Origin of the sequence: Jeotgalicoccus sp. ATCC 8456 (assembly GCF_016313225.1) — a bacterium.
GTDB lineage: Bacteria > Bacillota > Bacilli > Staphylococcales > Salinicoccaceae > Jeotgalicoccus > Jeotgalicoccus marinus.
Genome location: NZ_CP066224.1, coordinates 698,917 through 718,817 on the forward strand (window position 1 = coordinate 698,917; position 19,901 = coordinate 718,817).

General features: G+C 38.9%; 17 protein-coding genes. All 17 read right to left on the bottom strand.

The window, feature by feature from the left end; genetic code table 11:
• Position 1: 1 nt before the first annotated feature.
• Entirely contained in the window at positions 2-2,095 is a 2,094-nt protein-coding gene (gene infB, locus JEM45_RS03555; RefSeq protein WP_198687818.1) for a translation initiation factor IF-2, read from the bottom strand.
• A 14-nt stretch (positions 2,096-2,109) separates the two neighbouring features.
• The gene (locus JEM45_RS03560; RefSeq protein WP_198687819.1) at positions 2,110-2,406 is read right to left on the bottom strand and encodes a L7Ae/L30e/S12e/Gadd45 family ribosomal protein; all 297 of its coding nucleotides are present in this window, start codon (positions 2,404-2,406) and stop codon (positions 2,110-2,112) included.
• Complete coding sequence (gene rnpM, locus JEM45_RS03565) at positions 2,403-2,687, bottom strand: RNase P modulator RnpM (RefSeq protein ID WP_198687820.1); 285 nt, start codon at positions 2,685-2,687, stop codon at positions 2,403-2,405. Before rnpM ends, JEM45_RS03560 begins: the two co-directional genes overlap by 4 nt.
• 11 nt (positions 2,688-2,698) lie before the next feature.
• A complete protein-coding gene (nusA, locus tag JEM45_RS03570; RefSeq protein ID WP_198687821.1) occupies positions 2,699-3,754 on the bottom strand; it encodes a transcription termination factor NusA in 1,056 nt (351 codons plus the stop codon).
• Positions 3,755-3,770: 16 nt separating this feature from the next.
• Positions 3,771-4,238 (bottom strand): ribosome maturation factor RimP, encoded by a 468-nt coding sequence (rimP, locus tag JEM45_RS03575; RefSeq protein WP_026867607.1) that lies wholly within the window; start codon positions 4,236-4,238, stop codon positions 3,771-3,773.
• Between the two features lie 115 nt (positions 4,239-4,353).
• Positions 4,354-8,637: a PolC-type DNA polymerase III gene (locus JEM45_RS03580; protein WP_198687822.1), complete on the bottom strand. Its 4,284-nt coding sequence runs from the start codon at positions 8,635-8,637 to the stop codon at positions 4,354-4,356.
• A 64-nt stretch (positions 8,638-8,701) separates the two neighbouring features.
• Positions 8,702-10,396: a proline--tRNA ligase gene (locus JEM45_RS03585; protein WP_026867605.1), complete on the bottom strand. Its 1,695-nt coding sequence runs from the start codon at positions 10,394-10,396 to the stop codon at positions 8,702-8,704.
• A 12-nt stretch (positions 10,397-10,408) separates the two neighbouring features.
• Positions 10,409-11,692 (bottom strand): RIP metalloprotease RseP, encoded by a 1,284-nt coding sequence (gene rseP / locus JEM45_RS03590; protein WP_198687823.1) that lies wholly within the window; start codon positions 11,690-11,692, stop codon positions 10,409-10,411.
• 5 nt (positions 11,693-11,697) lie between these two features.
• A complete protein-coding gene (locus JEM45_RS03595; RefSeq protein WP_198687958.1) occupies positions 11,698-12,822 on the bottom strand; it encodes a 1-deoxy-D-xylulose-5-phosphate reductoisomerase in 1,125 nt (374 codons plus the stop codon).
• A 17-nt stretch (positions 12,823-12,839) separates the two neighbouring features.
• Complete coding sequence (locus JEM45_RS03600; protein WP_198687824.1) at positions 12,840-13,625, bottom strand: phosphatidate cytidylyltransferase; 786 nt, start codon at positions 13,623-13,625, stop codon at positions 12,840-12,842.
• Positions 13,615-14,412 (bottom strand): undecaprenyl pyrophosphate synthase, encoded by a 798-nt coding sequence (locus tag JEM45_RS03605; protein ID WP_026867601.1) that lies wholly within the window; start codon positions 14,410-14,412, stop codon positions 13,615-13,617. Before JEM45_RS03605 ends, JEM45_RS03600 begins: the two co-directional genes overlap by 11 nt.
• A gap of 80 nt (positions 14,413-14,492) precedes the next feature.
• On the bottom strand, positions 14,493-15,050 hold the full coding sequence (gene frr, locus JEM45_RS03610) for a ribosome recycling factor (protein ID WP_026867600.1): 558 nt from the start codon (positions 15,048-15,050) through the stop codon (positions 14,493-14,495).
• A gap of 17 nt (positions 15,051-15,067) precedes the next feature.
• Entirely contained in the window at positions 15,068-15,790 is a 723-nt protein-coding gene (gene pyrH, locus JEM45_RS03615; RefSeq protein WP_026867599.1) for a UMP kinase, read from the bottom strand.
• Positions 15,791-15,858: 68 nt separating this feature from the next.
• A complete protein-coding gene (gene tsf / locus JEM45_RS03620) occupies positions 15,859-16,737 on the bottom strand; it encodes a translation elongation factor Ts (protein WP_198687825.1) in 879 nt (292 codons plus the stop codon).
• Positions 16,738-16,814: 77 nt separating this feature from the next.
• Entirely contained in the window at positions 16,815-17,582 is a 768-nt protein-coding gene (gene rpsB / locus JEM45_RS03625; RefSeq protein WP_026867597.1) for a 30S ribosomal protein S2, read from the bottom strand.
• A gap of 146 nt (positions 17,583-17,728) precedes the next feature.
• Positions 17,729-18,499: a GTP-sensing pleiotropic transcriptional regulator CodY gene (gene codY, locus JEM45_RS03630; protein WP_198687826.1), complete on the bottom strand. Its 771-nt coding sequence runs from the start codon at positions 18,497-18,499 to the stop codon at positions 17,729-17,731.
• A gap of 18 nt (positions 18,500-18,517) precedes the next feature.
• Positions 18,518-19,897 (bottom strand): ATP-dependent protease ATPase subunit HslU, encoded by a 1,380-nt coding sequence (gene hslU / locus JEM45_RS03635; protein ID WP_035857277.1) that lies wholly within the window; start codon positions 19,895-19,897, stop codon positions 18,518-18,520.
• Positions 19,898-19,901: the final 4 nt, after the last annotated feature.

Genomic DNA, 19,901 nt, shown 5'->3' on the forward strand with positions numbered 1-19,901 from the left:
ATTATTTCCTCTCAATCTCTACCATAATGAATGGCTCTATTTGGTCGCCTTCTTTGATATCGTTGAAGTTTTTAATTGTCAGACCACATTCATATCCTGCAGTCACTTCTTTGGCATCATCTTTAAAACGTTTCAGTGTGTCGAGTTCGCCTTCAAAGATAACGATGCTATCACGAATTACTCTCACGCCGCTATCACGTGTAATCTTACCATCTGTTACATAAGCACCTGCAATGGTACCCACTTTAGATACTTTAAAGATTTCACGAACTTCGACATTACCAATAACTTGTTCTTCGAATTCAGGGTCTAGCATTCCTTTCATTGCTGACTCGATTTCTTCGATTACTTTGTAGATGATACGGTGTAGTCTCATATCGATTTGGTTCTGTTCTGCTGCACGTTTCGCGTTGACATCAGGACGAACATTGAAACCGATAATAATCGCACTTGATGCATTTGCTAAAGTGACGTCAGATTCGTTTATCGCACCAACACCTGTGTGAATGATACGTACATTGACACCTTCAACATCAATCTTCATAAGTGATGCAGCTAGTGCCTCTACAGATCCTTGAGCGTCACCTTTGATGATAACGTTTAAGTCTTTCATTTCGCCCTCTTTCATCTGTTCAAACAGATTATCTAGAGACACTTTCTGATTGACTTCACGGTCACGCATAATCTTATCCTCGTGACGCGCTTCACCGATTTGGCGCGCTTTCTTATCATCTTTAAAGACTACAAAACGATCGCCTGCTTCAGGGACATCATTGATACCTGTAATTTCAACAGGTACAGATGGACCAGCGGACTTAATACGCTGACCTGTGTCACTTACCATTGCACGGACCTTACCATAAGTTGAGCCGACAACAATAGAGTCGCCCACTTTTAAAGTACCATGTTGTACAAGTAAACTTGCAGAAGGTCCACGAGATTTGTCTAATTCTGCGTCGATTACAGTACCGACTGCTGGCATATCACTCGTTGTTCTAAGTTCCGACACTTCAGAAACAAGATTAATCATTTCTAATAAGTCATCGATTCCATCACCTGTTAGTGCTGATAATTGAACAAAGATTGTGTCGCCGCCCCAGTCTTCTGGGTAAAGACCATGTTCACCAAGTTCTGTCATAACACGGTCTGGGTTAGCAGTTGGTTTATCAACTTTGTTTACTGCAACAATAATTGGTACCTCAGCTGCTTTAGCGTGGTTAATTGCTTCAATTGTTTGTGGCATTACACCATCATCTGCAGCCACTACAAGTACTGTTAAGTCAGTTACCTGTGCACCGCGCGCACGCATTGTAGTGAACGCTGCGTGTCCTGGTGTATCTAAGAAAGTAATTTTCTTATTCTCATGTTCAATTTGGTAGGCACCGACGTGTTGAGTAATTCCACTAGCTTCACCTGCTGTTACTTTCGTATCTCTAATAGAGTCAAGTAAAGTCGTCTTACCATGGTCAACGTGACCCATGATTGTTACTACACTTGGACGTTCTTCGTCTAAGTTTTCTTCCTCTAAATTGAAGAAGTTTGTCAGATCACTATCATCGACTTCAACTGTCAGCTCTGAAGTATAGCCGTAGTTTTCAGCCACAATTTCAACTGAATCTTGGTCAAGTGACTGATTAATGTTTGTTACAATACCAAGCATGAAGAGGTCTTTAACAATTTTAGAAGGGTCTACATTGATTTTTTCAGCAAGCTCTCCTACTGTGATACCTTCTTCATAAGTGAAATGCTTACTGTCAGCTTCCTCTTTTTTAGGCGCTTCTTTTTTGGATGATTCTTTTTTAGCGGGTTTTTGATTTTTATTGTTTTCTTTAGCTTTTTGTTGTCTGCCTTTGTTATTTTGTTTCTGGTTATTTTGTTTTTGCTTTGGTTTGTTTTCTTTGTTGTTTGGCTTAGTTTCTTTAGATGTGTTTGATTCTTTGTTTTTAAATTTCTTATCAAGCATTACTAAGACATCGTCTTCGATTGAAGACATATGACTCTTAACCTCGACATTTTGTGATACTAAGAAGTCGATGACCTCTTTACTTGATAAGCCAATTTCTTTGGCATATTCATGAATTCTAGTTTTACTCATTGAACCAATCCCTTCTATGAGAGCTCTTTAATCTTTCGTGCAAAACCATGGTCGGTAATGGCAAGAACAACGCGGTTATAGGCACCCGTCGCTTTAGAGAGCTCTTCGTTTGTATACTTATCAATGATTGTGACATTGTAACTCTTACACTTATCATTCATTCTCTTACTTGTACTCTTACCCGCATCAGAAGCTAAAAACACAAGGGCAGCTTTGTTTGACTTGACCGCTTCAATTGTTTTTTCTTCTCCATTGATTGTCTTGTTAGCGCCTGTTGCTAGACCGACATAATTTAGTATTTTATCGTTCATCGCTTCGGAATATCCTCTCTATAGATCAAACGGATAATTTCATCATAGACCGGATTTAAAGCTTCTGTATCTTTACCCAGCGCTTTTTCTAAAGCTTTTTTCTCTCTCGCTTTATTAACTTTTTCTAAATCTTTAACGACATAGCTACCTCGGCCATTTTTCTTACCTGTAGCATCAGCGAAAACTTCGCCTTCTTTCGTTTTAACGACGCGGATTAAATCATTTTTAGGATGCATTTCATTCGTTAAGATACATTTTCTCATCGGAATTTTCCGTGCCATTGTATACACCTCTAGTCGTTTTCGATGCTTTCTGCCTCAGCATCAGATTCACTTTTAATGTCAATTTTCCAGCCCGTCAGTTTCGCAGCAAGACGTGCATTTTGACCTTTCTTACCAATCGCTAATGATAGTTGGTGATCCGGAACAACAACTACAGTTGATTTGTTTTCCTCATCTACAGTCACACTGACAACTTGAGAAGGACTTAAAGCATTTTTCACAAATACTTTAGGATCTTCATCCCATAAGACGATGTCAATTTTTTCACCGTGAAGTTCATCCACAATCGCTTCTACACGCGCACCGCGTGAACCAACACAAGACCCGACAGCATCAACATCTGGGTTCTCTGCATGGACACTAATCTTCGAACGCTCACCCGCTTCACGAGCAACACTCATAACCTCTACTGTACCATCAAAGATTTCAGGAACTTCATCTTCAAATAGTCGCTTTAATAGATTCGGATGCGTTCTAGATACGAAGATTTGTGGCCCTTTAGTCGTTTGTTCCACCTTATTAACGTAAACTTTAATACGCTCATTTGGAATATAAGACTCATTTGGCATGCGCTCAGATTCAGCTAATACCGCATCTGTCTTCCCTAGTTGAATATACACAAAGCGGTGGTCGACTCTATCGATTAAGCCAGTTAAGACTTCATCTTCTTTGTCGATAAACTCATCGTATAGAATACTGCGTTCAGCATCTCTAATACGCTGCATGACTGCTTGTCTCGCTGCCTGTGCACCAACGCGATTAAAGTCCTTAGGCGTCACGTCTTCATCAAACGGGTCGCCGACTTCATATGCTGGGTTGTATTCTCTTGCAGTTAAGAGATCAATTTCTGCTGTTGGGTCCATTACTTCTTCAACAACATCTTTTCTAGAAATCACTCTATAACTTCCAGATTCCATATTTAAATCGATCGAGACATTTTTATGGTCAGCGTAATTCTTTTTATAAGCGGTAATTAAAGCAGCTTCAATCGCATCCACTAAGACTTCCATTGGGATATTCTTTTCCTTATGGATATATTCAACCGCATTGATCAATTCTTTATTCACTCAATTTTCCTCCATTCTAAATCAGTACAGCTTTTCTAATCGTTGCAATTTTTTCACGTTCTACGGTGATGGTTTTCTTACGAGTTTTCACTTTGTATTCAATAGTCACAGACTTGTCATCGTATTCTTTTAAGACACCAGTCCACTCTTTTTCACCGTCGATTTGTTGATAAGTTTTGATATAAATACCTTTTTCTAAAGTGAGTTCTAAGTCCTCATCATCTTTAATCGGACGTTCTGCACCAGGAGACGACACATCTAAATAATAGGCCCCTTGAACGATGTCCAAGTCATCAAGTTTCGCACTGATTATTTCCGAAAATGCTGCACAATCATCGAGTGTAATACCGCCTTTTTTGTCTAGGTAAACGCGCAAGAAGAAATCAGGTCCTTCCTTTACGTAGGAAACTTCAACTAGCTTTAAATCATTTTCTTTGGCAATTGGCTCGACATGGTTATATACTTCCTGTTCAGTTCGGTTCATGTCAAAATCCCCTTTCAAAAGTAAGAGAAGAACGGTATAAACCCGCTCTTCTCCTCACGACTGATTATTTAAATCAATAATATTATATCACACGTGCTTAACGACCGCAAGAACACTAGATGTCAAAGATTGACAACTGCGCTTTGTCTGGAAGGTGATCTAAACTTCCGAGCTCTGTTAAGTAGTCGATAAGTTTTTGAGATACACCTGCTTTCTTGTTCAAGTCTTCTTTAGATATAAAGCCACCATCTTCTCTTGCCTCAACGATACGGTTCGCCACAGAACGCCCAAGTCCTGGAACAGATTCAAAAGGCGGAATTAGCGTATCACCCTCAATGATGAAGTCCGTCGCATGTGATTTGTCGACGTTGACTGGCTGCATTCTATAGCCACGTTGCGTCATTTCATTCACAAGCTCTAAGACGACTAATGTATCTTTCTCTTTTTTAGAGAGTTCTTGGAAATTTGCATTCATCTCTTTGACTCTATGCCGGATCGTATCTTTATCTTTTACGAACGTTAACAAATCAAAGTCTGATGCTCGGACTGTAAAGTACGATGCATAATAATAGAGTGGATGATGTACTTTAAAATAAGCAATACGTACTGAGTTTAATACGTAAGCTGCGGCATGGGCTTTCGGGAACATGTACTTGATTTTCTTACAAGAATCGATGTACCAGCTCTCAACGCCGTTTTCTCTCATGGCAAGTTCGTGTTCGGGAGTGAGTCCCTTACCTTTACGCACCTTCTCCATAATGTTGAAGGCTAGACTCGGTTCAAGTCCTTTATACATCAAGGTCACCATGATATCGTCACGACAACCAATTACATTAGATAAGTCGCAAATCCCTTTTCTAATGAGGTCTTGGGCATTGCCTAACCAAACATCGGTACCGTGAGATAATCCTGAAATTTGTACGAGTTCTGAGAACGTTGTCGGTCTCGTGTCCTCTAACATCTGACGCACGAACCCTGTACCAAACTCTGGTATACCTAAGGTTCCGGTCTTACATAAAATTTGATCTTGGTCCACACCGAGTGAACTCGGTGATGAAAACAGCCCCATCGTTGCCTTGTCATCAGTTGGTACTGTTGTTGGATCGATACCAGATAAGTCTTGTAGCATGCGAATCATAGTCGGATCATCGTGTCCAAGTATATCCAGTTTCAATAAGTTATTATCAATAGAGTGGAAGTCAAAGTGTGTCGTCTTCCATTCTGCTTCAATATCATCTGCAGGATATTGGATCGGCGTAAAGTCATAAATATCCATGTCATCTGGAACAACAATTATCCCACCTGGATGCTGACCTGTTGTACGTTTTACACCAGAACAGCCAATGACGAGCCGGTCAATTTCAGCAGCACGCTTATGCAGACCATTATCGTTTAAATACCCTTTAACATAACCAAAGGCCGTTTTTTCTGCAACTGTACCAATCGTTCCCGCACGGTAGACATAGTCCTCACCAAACAATTCTTTCGTATAGTTGTGCGCTTTAGGTTGATAAACACCAGAGAAGTTTAAGTCAATATCTGGAACTTTATCCCCTTTAAAGCCAAGGAAGGTTTCAAAAGGAATATCTTGGCCTTCTTTAATCAAGTCGACTTGGCAGTTTTCACACTGTTTGTCCGGTAAATCATAACCAGAAGAGACTGAACCATCTGTAAAGAACTCAGACTGCTTACATTTTGGACAAACGTAATGCGGTGGTAAAGGGTTAACCTCCGTAATCTCGGTCATAGTGGCAACTAAGCTTGAACCAACTGAACCCCTTGAACCTACGAGATAACCATCATCAAGTGAACGTTTTACAAGTTTATGTGATATTAAATAGATGACGGCAAAGCCGTTACCAATAATACTCTCAAGTTCTTTCTCTAAACGCTCGACAACAATTTCAGGCACATCTTCACCATAAAGCGCCTTAGCATTGTTGTATGACATATCTCTAATTTCTTGTTCTGCTCCTTCAATTTTAGGTGGGAAGAGATCTTTCTTAATCACTTCAACTCTATCAATTTTACTCGCGATTTTACGTGTGTTCGTCACAACGATTTCATAGGCTGTATCTTCATCTAAAAAGTCGAACAGCTCTAACATCTCATCTGTCGTTCTAAAGTGAGCATCGGGTAGGTTCCCTCTTGATAAGGGATTACCAGGATTTGATTTGACTAAAATATCACGAGAAAGCTTATCTGACTCATCTAAGTAGTGAACATTACCTGTTGCAACGACTGGTTTGTCAAGGTCCTTACCAAGCTTAATCATGTTTTCTATTATTTCTTCTAAGACCGCTTCATCTCTGACAACTTCACGGTCTAAAAGTCTCTGATAGAGTGGTTTTGGAAAGACTTCTATATAATCATAGAAATACGCTTTTTTCTTCGCTTCTTCATAAGACTTCTGCATCATAGCAGTAAAGACCTCACCGTTATCACACGCACTACCGATAAGTAAGCCCTCACGGTGCTCTTCTAGTACTTGTCTTTTAATTCTAGGTGATTTATAGAAATTATCCGTTAATGATAGGCTGACTATTTTAAAGAGGTTCTTTAAGCCAGTATTATTTTCTACAAGAATCGACACGTGAGAAGGCATAGCACGTTTATATGAATCACTATTCGATAAGCTACGGTTAATATCCTGGTGATTCGTTACACCGTAGTCTCTTTTTAGCTGTGCCATCATCTTAATAAAGATATAAGCTGTCGCTTCGGCGTCGTAAATGGCTCTATGGTGCTGAGTTAAATCTACGTTATAGTGCTTGGCTAAGATATTTAATCCATGCTTTTTCATCTTCGTATTAATTGTACGTGACAACTCTAAGGTATCAATGACACCATTTGTAGATTCACCAAAACCTTGTTTTTCATAGGCTTCATCTATAAAGCCCACATCAAAGCTCGCATTATGAGCAACAAAAATTGCATCTCCGACCCATTTTTTGAAGTCAGTAATGACTTCACTAATATCAGGGGCTCCGACAAGCATATCATCTGTGATACCTGTTAATTCTTTGATCAGTTCAGTTAATTTTTCACCTGGATTTGCAAAACGTTCAAACTTATCTACAACTTCCCCGTTTCTTACCTTAACTCCAGCAAGTTCGATAATTTGATCATATTTAGATGATAGTCCTGTTGTCTCGACGTCAAAGACCACAAAATCATGTGTGTCTAAATTATAATTCTGAGGTCTATAGGCAATTGGTGCACCGTCACCGACGAGCATGCCCTCCATGCCAAAAATCATCTTAAAGTCCTCATCACCTGCAGTTGCATTAAAGGCTTCTGGGAAGGCTTGAACATTATTATGGTCTGTAATCGCTAGAGCATCGTGTCCGAAAGATTTCGCGCGTTTGATGTATTCACTGATACTCGTCATACCATCCATTTGACTCATGGCAGAATGAAGGTGTAATTCTACGCGTTTTTCATCTCCGTAATCTTTTTTCGGTTTCTTATTGACTGCGGTAAGATTTCTAATATTTAAGACCATATCACGTGTAAATTCATCGTATTCAACACGGCCTTCAATTATCACCCAATCTCCCACTTCTAAAGCACCGAATACATCCTCATCGTTTTTACCATGGCGAGAGAACATCTTAGCCATAATAGAATCCGTATAGTCCGTTAGCTTTAATTGTAAAATTTGACGGCCACTTTTTAGCTCACGGATTTCCTTATCAAAAATATGACCTTCTATTTTGACACTGTTTTCCTCATCAAAAATGTTTTCTAATGGCCGTACTCCGTCAAATGTCTGCGGTTTACCGATTTGTTTTTGAACATCTTTTTTAGTGTCTTCTGCTTCACTCTCTTGTTCACGTCTATTAATGAATTCAGATATCAGCGCTTCTCTTTCATCATTGATTCTATTTTCTAGCGCTTCTGTACGAGTGTTTTGAAGTTCATCATCGACGGTCACTTTTACACCTTGTAGATGAATACCAAAATATTTATAGGCCGTCGTTAAGTTGCCGTTGATATGTTTGTTAAAGTGCGCTTCTTCAATACTATTCTTAACCGCAATAAAAAGGGTTTCATCTTGTAGTTTTTTTGCAGTTCCCTTTAACTGATGCTTTATATTGTCGTTTATAGTTAAACTATCTACTGCAATATCAAAATAATCTAAGACAGTCTGTTCATCAAAATCTGCCGATGACATAATCAATTCTGTTGTCGCGATATCTTTAAAAGCTGCTTTAATATTTTGATTCATGAGCTGATAGAGTGTGCTCGGAATGATTCTAGACGTTTTCAAATGAAACTGCCACTTACGAGACTGATCATCGACAACAACTTTTGTCAGTGATGCATCTTCTAAATAGTTATTCTGTTGGATATTCGCCCGCTGAAGCAAAATACTTAATTTATCTTGTCCTTCCACTTACATAACACTCCCGGTTAAAAATTCTATATACACGCCTTAGAAAAACGCGTAAATCAAGGATTTACGCGTAGTTATTGTCAGTAAGGTATGATGTTAAGTCAGCGATTTGCACTTCAGTAGATTCTTCGTCTCGTCGACCTTTTACTTCAACAACGCCATCTTTAGCGCCGCGGCCAACGACAATTCTTACTGGTAAGCCAATCAATTCAGAATCGGCAAATTTAACACCTGCACGCTCGTTACGATCATCGTAAAGTACTCTATAGTTTTTCGATAAAATGTCATAGAGCTCCGCTGCTGTGTCTACGATAGTCTGATCTTTTGTATTAGCTGTAATGATATGGATATCAAATGGTGTAATAGACTTCGGCCAGAAGATACCTTTATCGTCATGATGACTTTCTACGACAGCTGATAATACACGTGAAATACCGATGCCATAACAACCCATCAAGACTGGTGTTGAACGTCCATTCTGATCAAGGACGTTAAAGTTCATCGACTCTGAATATTTAGTGCCGAGTTTAAAGACCTGTCCAACTTCAATACCGCGCATGAATTTTGCTGGACCTGAACCATCTTCAACCATTTCCCCTTCATTAATAAAGCGGAAATCTCCTGTGCCGTCTGGAGTAAAATCACGGCCATGGTTAACGTTTAATAGATGGTAACCCGTTTCATTTGCGCCAACTGGATAGTTCTTCATCACTTCAACTTGATAATCGATGTAAACTGGAATTGTTGCATTAACTGGGCCAAGGGACCCTGGTGAAGCGTTTAATTCATGTCGAATTTCTTCATCAGTAGCCATCTCAACGATAACTGAATTAAAGAAGGCTTTCACTTTAACATCGTTGAGTTCCTGGTCCCCTCTAATGACTATCATTTTAAGACCATCATCGACCTTAACCACCATTGTCTTGGTTGTAAGTGTTAAGTCAGTCTCTAAAAGTTCTGCTAACGCTTTAACAGTTGCAATATTTGGTGTTTCTAGTTTTTCTACATCTTTTAATTCTGCTTCACTCACCGTTGTTGGTTTTGGTGATACTGCCTTTTCAATATTTGCAGCATAATCGCTCTCATCTGTATAGACAATCGTATCTTCACCAATATCGGCTAAGGCCATAAATTCGTGAGTATGACTACCTCCAATAGAACCACCATCCGCTTCAACCGCTCTATAGTTTAAATCTAAACGGTCAAAAATGCGTGAATATGCATTGTACATATCATTGTATGTTTGGTCTAATGATGCTTCATCAATATGGAATGAATAAGCATCTTTCATTATAAATTCACGTCCACGTAGGAGTCCGAATCTTGGTCTTAGCTCGTCACGGAATTTTGTCTGAATCTGAAAAAGTGTCAGTGGTAATTTCTTATAACTCTTTAACTCATCACGTACAAGATCTGTAATGACCTCTTCATGAGTCGGTCCGAGTGCAAATCCTCTACCATGACGGTCTTCTAAACGCATGAGTTCTTTACCATAAGCATCCCATCTGCCTGACTCTTCCCAGAGTTCTTGTGGATGCAGTACAGGTAAGTGGACTTCAGCACCACCAATTGCCATCATTTCCTCGCGGACGATGTCTTGGATGTTGTTTAATACTAATTGGGTAATCGGCAAGTAGGCATAAATACCTCGTGCGAGTTGTTTAATCATGCCGGATTTTAGCATCAGGCGATGACTTAAACTCTCAGCTTCTGTTGGTGTTTCCCGCATAGTTGGGATGAACATTTGTGATTGCCTCATTTAAATCCACTCCTATAAGAAAAATGTTTTAATATCATTCCAGGTGACCAGCACCATGATGATTAAGACGAATAGTACGCCGATAAGTTGTATGTTCAATTCTACCTTACGGTTTAATGGACGTCTGAAGATTCCTTCATATAAAACGAATAAAATACGTCCACCGTCTAAAGCAGGAATTGGTAATAAGTTCATTATACCTAAATTCACACTTAAGAGTGCGGTAAATCTCATTAAAACAAGTATGCCTTGTGCAGCAACTGTCTCTGTAACCTTATATATTCCAACTGGACCATTCAACATATCAAAGCTGAATGTACCCGCAAAAATAGTACCAATCATTCTTACAACAAGTTCGAAGATCAAACTCATACTCGAGACAGTTTCTTGAATCCCCCACCATATCGGAGCGATAATACCATTTTCAAAGTAAGCACCAACGCCGATAATCAGTCTTTCATTTACTGTTCCGTCAGGAAATTCTGTTGATTCAATCACAGGTTCAAGGTTTTCAGTTCTCTGTTGTCCATCTGAATCGATCAATAGTTCTTGAGATTCACCTTGGCCTTGTTGAATTAGGCTAGTCATATGAGACCAGCTTTCCACTTTTTGACCATCAATTTCTAAGATGCGGTCTCCCGATTCAAGATTAATCTCTTCAGCGGGTGTGTCTTCAACTACTTGACCAACAATCGGTTCATCACTTGCCTTACCTTGTATATAAAACAGAATTGTAAATAAGACAAAGGCAAGTAAGAAATTGAAAAGTGGTCCAGCAAATAAAGTGAGGAAACGTTGCCAGACTGACTTCGATTCAAATCGACCGGAAAGTGGTGCGATACGTTCAAGTTCTGCATCCTCAACAAAGTATGTCTCTTCGCTAAAGTAATAAGTCACTTCTTGATTGTCTGTTAGCCTGTAAGCACGAATGTACATTTCTTCTGAAATGTCGCTATCGATCACCTCAAGCTCTTCTGCAAATTGGAAATTGTGTTTATCATCTAGGAGAACATGTGTAATTTCATCTCTGTTATTTAACTTAACTTGTACTCTCATGCCTGCATTTAATGGATTGATTTCCATATCTTTTGAAGCCATTCTTACATAGCCACCAATCGGTAATAGACGAATGGTGTACTGTGTATCATTATATTTATAAGAGAAAATCTTCGGACCCATACCGATTGCGAATTCTGGACACATTATACCCGCTCTTTTTGCAAAGAACATATGACCAAATTCGTGGACGGTAACGAGGAGCCCAAAGACTACTATAAATGCTAAAATTCCAGCCACTTATGTCACCTCATATTAGTTTTATACTGAGCGTCAAGGCTTAAGATTGTCTCAAGATCTGGGTTTTGAATATTGTCATGCATCATCATGCGACGTTCAACAATTTCTTCAATTTCTAAAAAGCTAATCTGACCTTGTAAAAATTGACCAACAGCAAATTCATTCGCTGCATTCATAACAGTCGCTAGCGTCCCACCAGCCTCGAGTGCATCGTATGCGAATTTTAACATTTTAAAGCGGTGAAAATCCATTGGTTTGAAGTTCAATTGATGTAGTTCCGATAGTTTTAATGGATTGTTCTTATGTAGACGCTCTGGATGCGTGAAGGCATATTGAATCGCTGTACGCATATCTGAATTACCAAGTTGCGCAATCATACTATTATCAATAAACTCTACCATTGAATGAATGATGCTCTCCTTATGAAGTACCGTTTGGATTTTTTCTGTCGGTAAATCAAAGAGGTGCTTGGCTTCGATGACTTCAAAACCTTTGTTCATCATCGTCGCTGAATCAATGGTAATCTTTTGTCCCATAGACCAGTTTGGATGATTTAGGGCATCTTTTAAGGTGACATGCGTTAGTTCTTCACGTGTTAAATCTCTAAAAGATCCACCACTCGCAGTGATAATTAACTGTTCAACTTCTTTAATGTTCTCACCCTTTAGGCATTGAAAGAGTGCAGAATGCTCAGAATCAACGGGGATAATCGATACATTATTTTCCTTAGCACGACGCATTACAATATCGCCGGCTGCAACGAGTGTTTCCTTGTTAGCAAGCGCAATGGTTGTCTTATTGTCGATGGCTTTTAAGGTCGGCTTTAAGCCGATACTTCCCATGATAGCGGTAAGTAGTATATCACATGAGGATGACGCAACATCCAAAAGACCTTGTTCTCCATAGGTAAATTCAATGTGTGGATAATCTGATGTTAAATCTTTTACTACACTTTCGTCTTGTACAGATACCAAGTGTGGCGTGAAATCAGTTAAAATTTCTCTTAAACGATTTATATTACGCCCGATAGATATGGCCCCGAGTCTAAAGTGTTCCGGATTATTTTTTATGACATCAAGCGCTTGAGTACCAATAGACCCTGTCGCACCTAATATAGAAATTGTCTTAATCATTTTATTCACCTATTTTATGAAATAATCGGCAGAATATTCATGAGTGGTAACACGAATATAAAGCTATCAAAACGGTCTAAAATACCGCCGTGGCCAGGTAGAAAATTACCAGAGTCCTTAACATCAAAGTGACGTTTTAAGGCTGACTCAACTAAATCCCCCATCTGGCCAAATATGCTAAGAATTATTGTAAATGGAATAAGAAACCATAATGATCCTTCTAACCATCCAAAAGAAACAAAAATGATTGGAATGAGTGTGGAAATCAATGTACCACCAAGTGAGCCTTCAATAGTTTTGTTCGGGCTAATCTGTGGCCATAATTTTCTTTTACCAAATGCCTTACCGAAAAGATAAGCACCGGTGTCTGTTAACCAAACGATTAATAGCGCATATAGAATATAAAAGATACCTGCTTCTCTAGTTTCATAAAAGTACATAAAACCAATCCCTATATAGGCGACTGCTAGAACACAAAAGCCCATGTCGACAAAAGTAAATCTATTTTTAGAGACCACCGTTGTCGATAGCATAATCAGTGCGAGTCCAACAATGATTTCCAGTTGAAATTCACCGACTAAGGGAGAGAAAGATTCCTTAGGTATTAAAATCATACAGAGTCCGATTAAGGATAAGATACCTGGTAATGAAATGATATGAATGCGATTCATCTTTAATATCTCATACAGGCCAGTAATTGCCATCAGATAAACAAGAATCAACAATGGCCAATTGCCAATAATGACAATTGGGATAAATAACAACAGTGCAATAACTGCAGTTACTGTTCTAGTCCTCATTCACATCCTCCTCCTCATTCAATCCTCCAAAACGCCTTTCTCTGTTTTGGTACTGGGAAATCAGTTCATCCATTTCTTCAGTAGTAAACTCTGGCCAAAACGTATGCGAGAAAAATAATTCACTGTAAGAGGATTGCCATAATAGAAAATTACTTAAGCGATATTCCCCAGACGTTCTAATAATCATTTCTGGGTCTGGTATATCTCTTGTCATCAAATAATCGTCAATTTTTTGATTGTCAATATCATCGATAGATAAGTGCCCCTGTTCTACGTCTCTAATCATCGCTTTTAGAGCGTCTTGAATTTCGTCTCTACTGCCGTAGTTCAAGGCAAAGATTAGATTCAATCCTGTGTTATTCTCAGTCTTATCTATTGCGGTTTGTACTGCCTTCTTCGTATGTATAGGTAAAGCATTAAAATCACCAATTGTTGTGACCTTAACGTTTTTCTCCATGAGCTCAGGTAAAAACGTACCTAAAAAGTCAGTCGGCAACTTTAACAGGTATTTCACTTCACTCTTTGGTCGTGTCCAATTCTCTGTTGAAAAGGCATATAGTGTTAAGTACTTTATGTTGATGTTAGCTGCGTGCCGGACGATGCGTTTAACATTTTGCATCCCTTCATAATGCCCTTTAATTCTAGGCATTCCCATACGCTTCGCATATCTGCCATTACCATCCATAATCATAGCGATATGTTCAGGTAGTGGTCTATTTGTCTCTGCTTTAATTTTTTCGGAATTAAACATGACGATCCTCCGTGCTGTATATGTTGCTTTGTACATTTTTATATACTTATCAATTATTTAATTTTAACATAGTTAATCAATAAAAAAACAGGTAAGTCCCCTTACCTGTTTGAAAGTTAAACTGCTAAGATATCTTTCTCTTTATCGTCACATAACGAATCTACTTTAGCGATAAACTTATCAGTGAGTTTTTGAACATCGTCTGTGTAATTACGTAATTCGTCTTCAGAAATATCGCCTGCTTTTTCAGCTGCTTTTAATTCATCATTAGAATCACGACGTACATTACGGATGGCAACTTTTGCATTTTCGCCTTCTTTACGTGCATCTTTAACAAACTCTTTACGACGCTCTTCTGTAAGCTGAGGCACAGTAATTCTGATTAATGTCCCGTCGCTTGTTGGGTTAACACCAAGGTCTGCAATTTGTATTGCTTTTAAGACATCATCTACTGAACTTTTGTCATAAGGTTGAACAACTAGCATACGTGCTTCAGGCACTGAAATACTTGCTAATTGGTTGATTGGTGTTGGTGCACCGTAGTAATCCACAGATACTCTGTCAAGCATGCTTGAGTTTGCAGCTCCTGTTCTAATGCCAGCAAGTTCTCTTTGTAGGTTATCAATAGACTTGTCCATTTTTTCTTCTGTCGTTTTTAACACAGCTTCACTCATTATAATATCTTCTCCTATTACTTTGTAATTGTTGTACCGATCGTTTCTCCTGATACAGCACGTTTGATATTACCGTCTTCTGTAATTGAAAATACCACAAGCGGAATGTTGTTGTCCATACAGAACGATGATGCAGTGGAATCCATCACCTGTAAATTATTTTGTAGCATCTCCATATACGTTAGTTTCTCGTATTTAACTGCATCACTATTTGTTTTAGGATCTGCAGAATACACGCCATCAACGTTATTTTTACCCATTAGGATAACATCAGCTTCTACTTCTGCTGCTCTAAGTGCAGCTGTAGTATCTGTAGAGAAGTATGGATTACCAATACCAGCCGCAAAGATAACAATGCGACCCTTTTCTAAGTGACGTATCGCACGTCTTCTAATATAAGGTTCCGCGACTTGTTTCATTTCGATAGAAGTCAGCACACGTGTTTCATGACCGAGCTGTTCTAGACTATCTTGTAGTGCTAAAGAATTCATTACAGTTGCAAGCATGCCCATGTAGTCAGCAGTCCCACGGTCCATACCTAAATCGCTACCGATTTTACCTCGCCAAATATTGCCACCGCCGACGATGATTGCCATTTCTACACCGAGTTTTTGTGCTTCTGAAACTTGCTCTGCAATATTTTTAATGACAACAGGGTTGATACCAAAGCCGTCATCACCAGCAAGTGCCTCACCACTTAACTTTAAAACGATACGATTGAATCTAGAAGTTTCAGCCATGTATTTCAATCCTTTTCCTTAAATTTTCAACTTAGAAAAAAAGACACCGAAGTGTCTTTTAAAAAAGCTTATTTTTTAACCTGACCAAGTACTTCGTCAGCAAAGTTTTCTTCACGTTTCTCCATACCTTCACCGAGTTCATAGCGAACGAAAGTACGTAGTGACGCTTTTTGTGCATCTAAGTACTGTTGTACTGTTTGGTCTGAATCTTTAACAAATGGTTGGTCTACTAAGCAAATCTCTTCAAGATATTTGCGGATACGACCTTCAACCATTTTGTCAACGATATTTTCAGGTTTACCTTCATTTAAGGCTTGTTGACGCAATACTTCACGTTCGTGATCAAGCTCAGATTGGTTAACTTGGTCGCGTGAAACATATTTAGGGTTTAATGCAGCTGCGTGCATTGCAACATCTTTAGCTACATCTTCACTTGTTGTACCTTCAACAACTGTAAGTACACCAATGCGTCCACCCATGTGCATGTACTGACCAAAAGCATCATCATCAGTTTTTGACTCAACTGCAAAACGTCTGATGCTTAATTTTTCACCGATAGTTGCAACAGCATTGTTCATTACAGAAGTTACTGACTCACCATCGATTTCAGAGTTATATAATTCTTCAACATCTGCAGGTTTAGTTGCTAGGATGTGAGAAGCAATCTTTTTAACTAGTTCTTGGAAGCTTTCGTTTCTCGCAACGAAATCTGTTTCAGAGTTAACTTCAACGATTACAGCATCGTTACCTTCAGAAGTGATGTAAACAGCACCTTCTGCAGCAATACGATCTGCTTTTTTAGCAGCTTTAGCAATACCATTTTCACGTAGGTAGTCTACTGCTTTGTCGATGTCACCATCTGTTTCCATGAGCGCTTTTTTACAATCCATCATACCTGCGCCAGTTTTTTCACGTAGTTCTTTAACTAATTTTGCTGAAATAGCCATGTTCTCAGTCCTCCATAACTTTGTTTTAAAAAAAGGTGATAAGTTTTGACGCTTATCACCAAGATTGTTCTTACTTATTACTCGTTATCTTCTGAAGTCTCAGCTGAAGCTTCTTCTTCTGTTAAGTCGATATTTTGTTCCTCTGCAACTTCTTCATCAGAAATTCCGCGTTGACCTTCTAAAACAGCGTCAGCCATCTTACTAGTCATTAATCTTACAGCACGGATTGCATCGTCGTTTGCTGGGATTACGTAGTCAACCTCATCTGGGTCACAGTTTGTATCTACCATTGCAACGATAGGAATGTTTAATTTTTTCGCTTCAGCGATTGCATTACGTTCTTTACGTGGGTCAACGATGAAGATTGCACTTGGCATTTTCTTCATGTCACGAATTCCGCCTAGGAATTTGTTTAAACGTGCATACTCTTTACGAAGTTCAACGACTTCTTTTTTAGGAAGTACGTCAAATGTACCGTCAGCTTCCATTTTTTCGATTTCAGAAATTCTCTTGATACGTTTACTGATTGTTTGATAGTTCGTTAAGATTCCACCTAACCAACGTTGGTTAACGTAAAGTTGGCCAGCGCGTTCAGCTTCCTCTTTAATAGCGTCTTGAGCCTGTTTTTTAGTTCCTACAAACAGGATTTGTCCGCCTTCTTCAGATACAGATTTTACGAAATCGTAAGCTTCTGCAACTTTCTTAACTGTTTTTTGTAAGTCGATAATGTAGATACCGTTACGTTCCGTAAAGATGTATTTAGACATCTTAGGGTTCCAACGGCGAGTTTGGTGTCCGAAATGTACACCTGCTTCAAGCAATTGTTTCATAGTAATTACTGCCATGATTTGTTTCCTCCTAAATGGTTTATACCTCCAACTTTGCGCTACGTGACCACCTAAAAAGGCACCGGTCAAGCCCCTACAAAGTTGTGCGTATTTGGTCTAATGACCGTTTTATATAATATCATATTTCTAAAAGTCGTGCAAGCTTAGCTTTCTTTTCTTAATTCAGGTAGGAAGTCTTCCTTTTTAACTTTAATAAATGTACCCTTCATACCAAGTGAACGTGATTCGATCACACCTGCACTTTCTAACTTACGAAGTGCATTAACGATTACAGAACGCGTAATGCCCACTCTATCTGCAATCTTAGAAGCGACGAGTAAGCCCTCATCCGCATCTAGCTCATCAAAGATGTGCTCAATTGCTTCTCTTTCTGAGTAAGATAATGAACGGATTGCCATAGAGATGCTTGCCTTATCACGGGCTTTTTGTTCAATCTCATCGTTTTTCTCTCGGAGAATTTCCATACCAACAACAGTCGCTGTATATTCTGCTAACACTAAGTCATCTTCAGAAAACTCTGTTTCACTACGTCCTAATACTAGAGTTCCTAAGCGATTACCCCCACCGTATATCGGTACGATGCATGTTTCTGAATCTTGGTAGGAATCTTCTGTCGGGAAAATTGTTAACTCATCTTCAAAAGCAATATTTTCACGTGTTTCTGTTAAACGCATAATTTGGCTGACATAGTACTCAGGGAACTGTCTGTTTTCTAACATCTCAACGATACGTTCATTATCTATTGCTTCCACTTGGCCTACACCAAGTAACTTACCTCTCTTTGATACGACAAAGGCATTACATTCTAGAGTACGGCTGACTTTGTCTGCAACCTCTTCGAAATCTACCTTAATACTCGAACTGCTTTGAATTAAAGTATTAATCTCACGTGTTTTTTGTAATAAACTGACCATTTCATTCACTCCTATTAGTTATAATATAAATTCGCTTAAGTTTTTATCAGTTGATATATGCGATAACTTAGATTCAACATACTGCTTAGTTATTTCAACTTGTGCCCCTTTGATATCACTTGCTTCAAATAGCAATTCTTCAAGCAGGGTTTCTAAAATTGTATGCAAGCGTCTCGCACCAATATCATCATTTGATGTGTTCACATTATAGGCAATCTCAGCTAAGGTTCTTACTGCTTCATCAGTGAATGTGACTGTCACATCCTCAGTTTGTAGTAAGGCTTGATACTGTTCTAAGAGAGAGTTTTTCGGTTCTCTTAAGATTTTTTCAAAGTCATCAACTGACAACTTGTTCAGCTCAACCCTTAGTGGGAAACGCCCTTGTAATTCTGGAATTAAGTCACTTGGTTTAGCAACATGGAAAGCACCTGCACCGATGAACAAAATGTAATCCGTTCTAATCGTACCGTATTTCGTTTGGACTTGTGATCCTTCGACGATCGGTAAAATATCTCTTTGTACACCTTCACGAGAAACGTCACCCGAGTTTTGACTACCTTTAGCGATCTTATCTATTTCATCGATAAAAATAATACCCGTTGTTTCAGCTAATTCGATTGCCTCATCATTTACATTTTCACCATCGATTAACTTCTCAGCTTCTTCGTCTTTTAAATACTGACGTGCTTTTTTAACTGTCATTGTACGCTTTTGTTTTTTCTTAGGCATCAGGTTTTGTAACATGTCCCCCATACCGTTATTATCCATTCCTGGCATCATCATACCAAGTTGGTTGGATTCTTCAGTCACTTCGATCGTAACCTTTTCATCTTCTAACTGACCAGCTTCAAGCTGGCTTTTGATATCTCTTCTCTTTGTTCTAACACTATCATCGACTTCTTCAATCTCTTCATCTTGATTGGATTGATTCATCAACATTTCGAAAGGGTTATTAGAAGCAGGCTTTTTAATTTTTTTACCTGGAGCTAATAGCCCAACAAGTCTTTCATTCGCAAGGTTCAAAGCATCGTCCTCGACTTCATTTTTCTTCTGTTCTTTAATCATTCTGACAGATGCTTCGACTAAATCTCTGACCATGGACTCAACATCTCGTCCAACATAGCCGACCTCAGTATACTTAGTTGCTTCAACTTTTGTATAAGGACTGCCAGTAATTTTTGCAATCCGTCTAGCAATTTCCGTCTTACCGACACCTGTCGGTCCTATCATTAGAATATTTTTAGGAATAACTTCTTCTTGTAGCTCATCATCTAAAAGCATACGTCTATAGCGGTTACGCATAGCGATTGCAACTTTTCTTTTTGCTTCACTTTGTCCGACAATACTCTCGTCGAGACGACTAGTGATTTCTTTTGGAGAAAGATTTCTGTTAGACATACAT

Excerpts from the sequence above, each read along its gene's own strand:
- infB (WP_198687818.1), bottom strand. The coding sequence starts at position 2,095 with ATGAGTAAAACTAGAATTCATGAATATGCCAAAGAAATTGGCTTATCA.
- JEM45_RS03560 (WP_198687819.1), bottom strand. The coding sequence starts at position 2,406 with ATGAACGATAAAATACTAAATTATGTCGGTCTAGCAACAGGCGCTAAC.
- rnpM (WP_198687820.1), bottom strand. The coding sequence starts at position 2,687 with ATGGCACGGAAAATTCCGATGAGAAAATGTATCTTAACGAATGAAATG.
- rimP (WP_026867607.1), bottom strand. The coding sequence starts at position 4,238 with ATGAACCGAACTGAACAGGAAGTATATAACCATGTCGAGCCAATTGCC.
- JEM45_RS03585 (WP_026867605.1), bottom strand. The coding sequence starts at position 10,396 with ATGAGGCAATCACAAATGTTCATCCCAACTATGCGGGAAACACCAACA.
- JEM45_RS03600 (WP_198687824.1), bottom strand. The coding sequence starts at position 13,625 with ATGAGGACTAGAACAGTAACTGCAGTTATTGCACTGTTGTTATTTATC.
- JEM45_RS03605 (WP_026867601.1), bottom strand. The coding sequence starts at position 14,412 with ATGTACAAAGCAACATATACAGCACGGAGGATCGTCATGTTTAATTCC.
- frr (WP_026867600.1), bottom strand. The coding sequence starts at position 15,050 with ATGAGTGAAGCTGTGTTAAAAACGACAGAAGAAAAAATGGACAAGTCT.
- pyrH (WP_026867599.1), bottom strand. The coding sequence starts at position 15,790 with ATGGCTGAAACTTCTAGATTCAATCGTATCGTTTTAAAGTTAAGTGGT.
- tsf (WP_198687825.1), bottom strand. The coding sequence starts at position 16,737 with ATGGCTATTTCAGCAAAATTAGTTAAAGAACTACGTGAAAAAACTGGC.
- rpsB (WP_026867597.1), bottom strand. The coding sequence starts at position 17,582 with ATGGCAGTAATTACTATGAAACAATTGCTTGAAGCAGGTGTACATTTC.
- codY (WP_198687826.1), bottom strand. The coding sequence starts at position 18,499 with ATGGTCAGTTTATTACAAAAAACACGTGAGATTAATACTTTAATTCAA.
- hslU (WP_035857277.1), bottom strand. The coding sequence starts at position 19,897 with ATGTCTAACAGAAATCTTTCTCCAAAAGAAATCACTAGTCGTCTCGAC.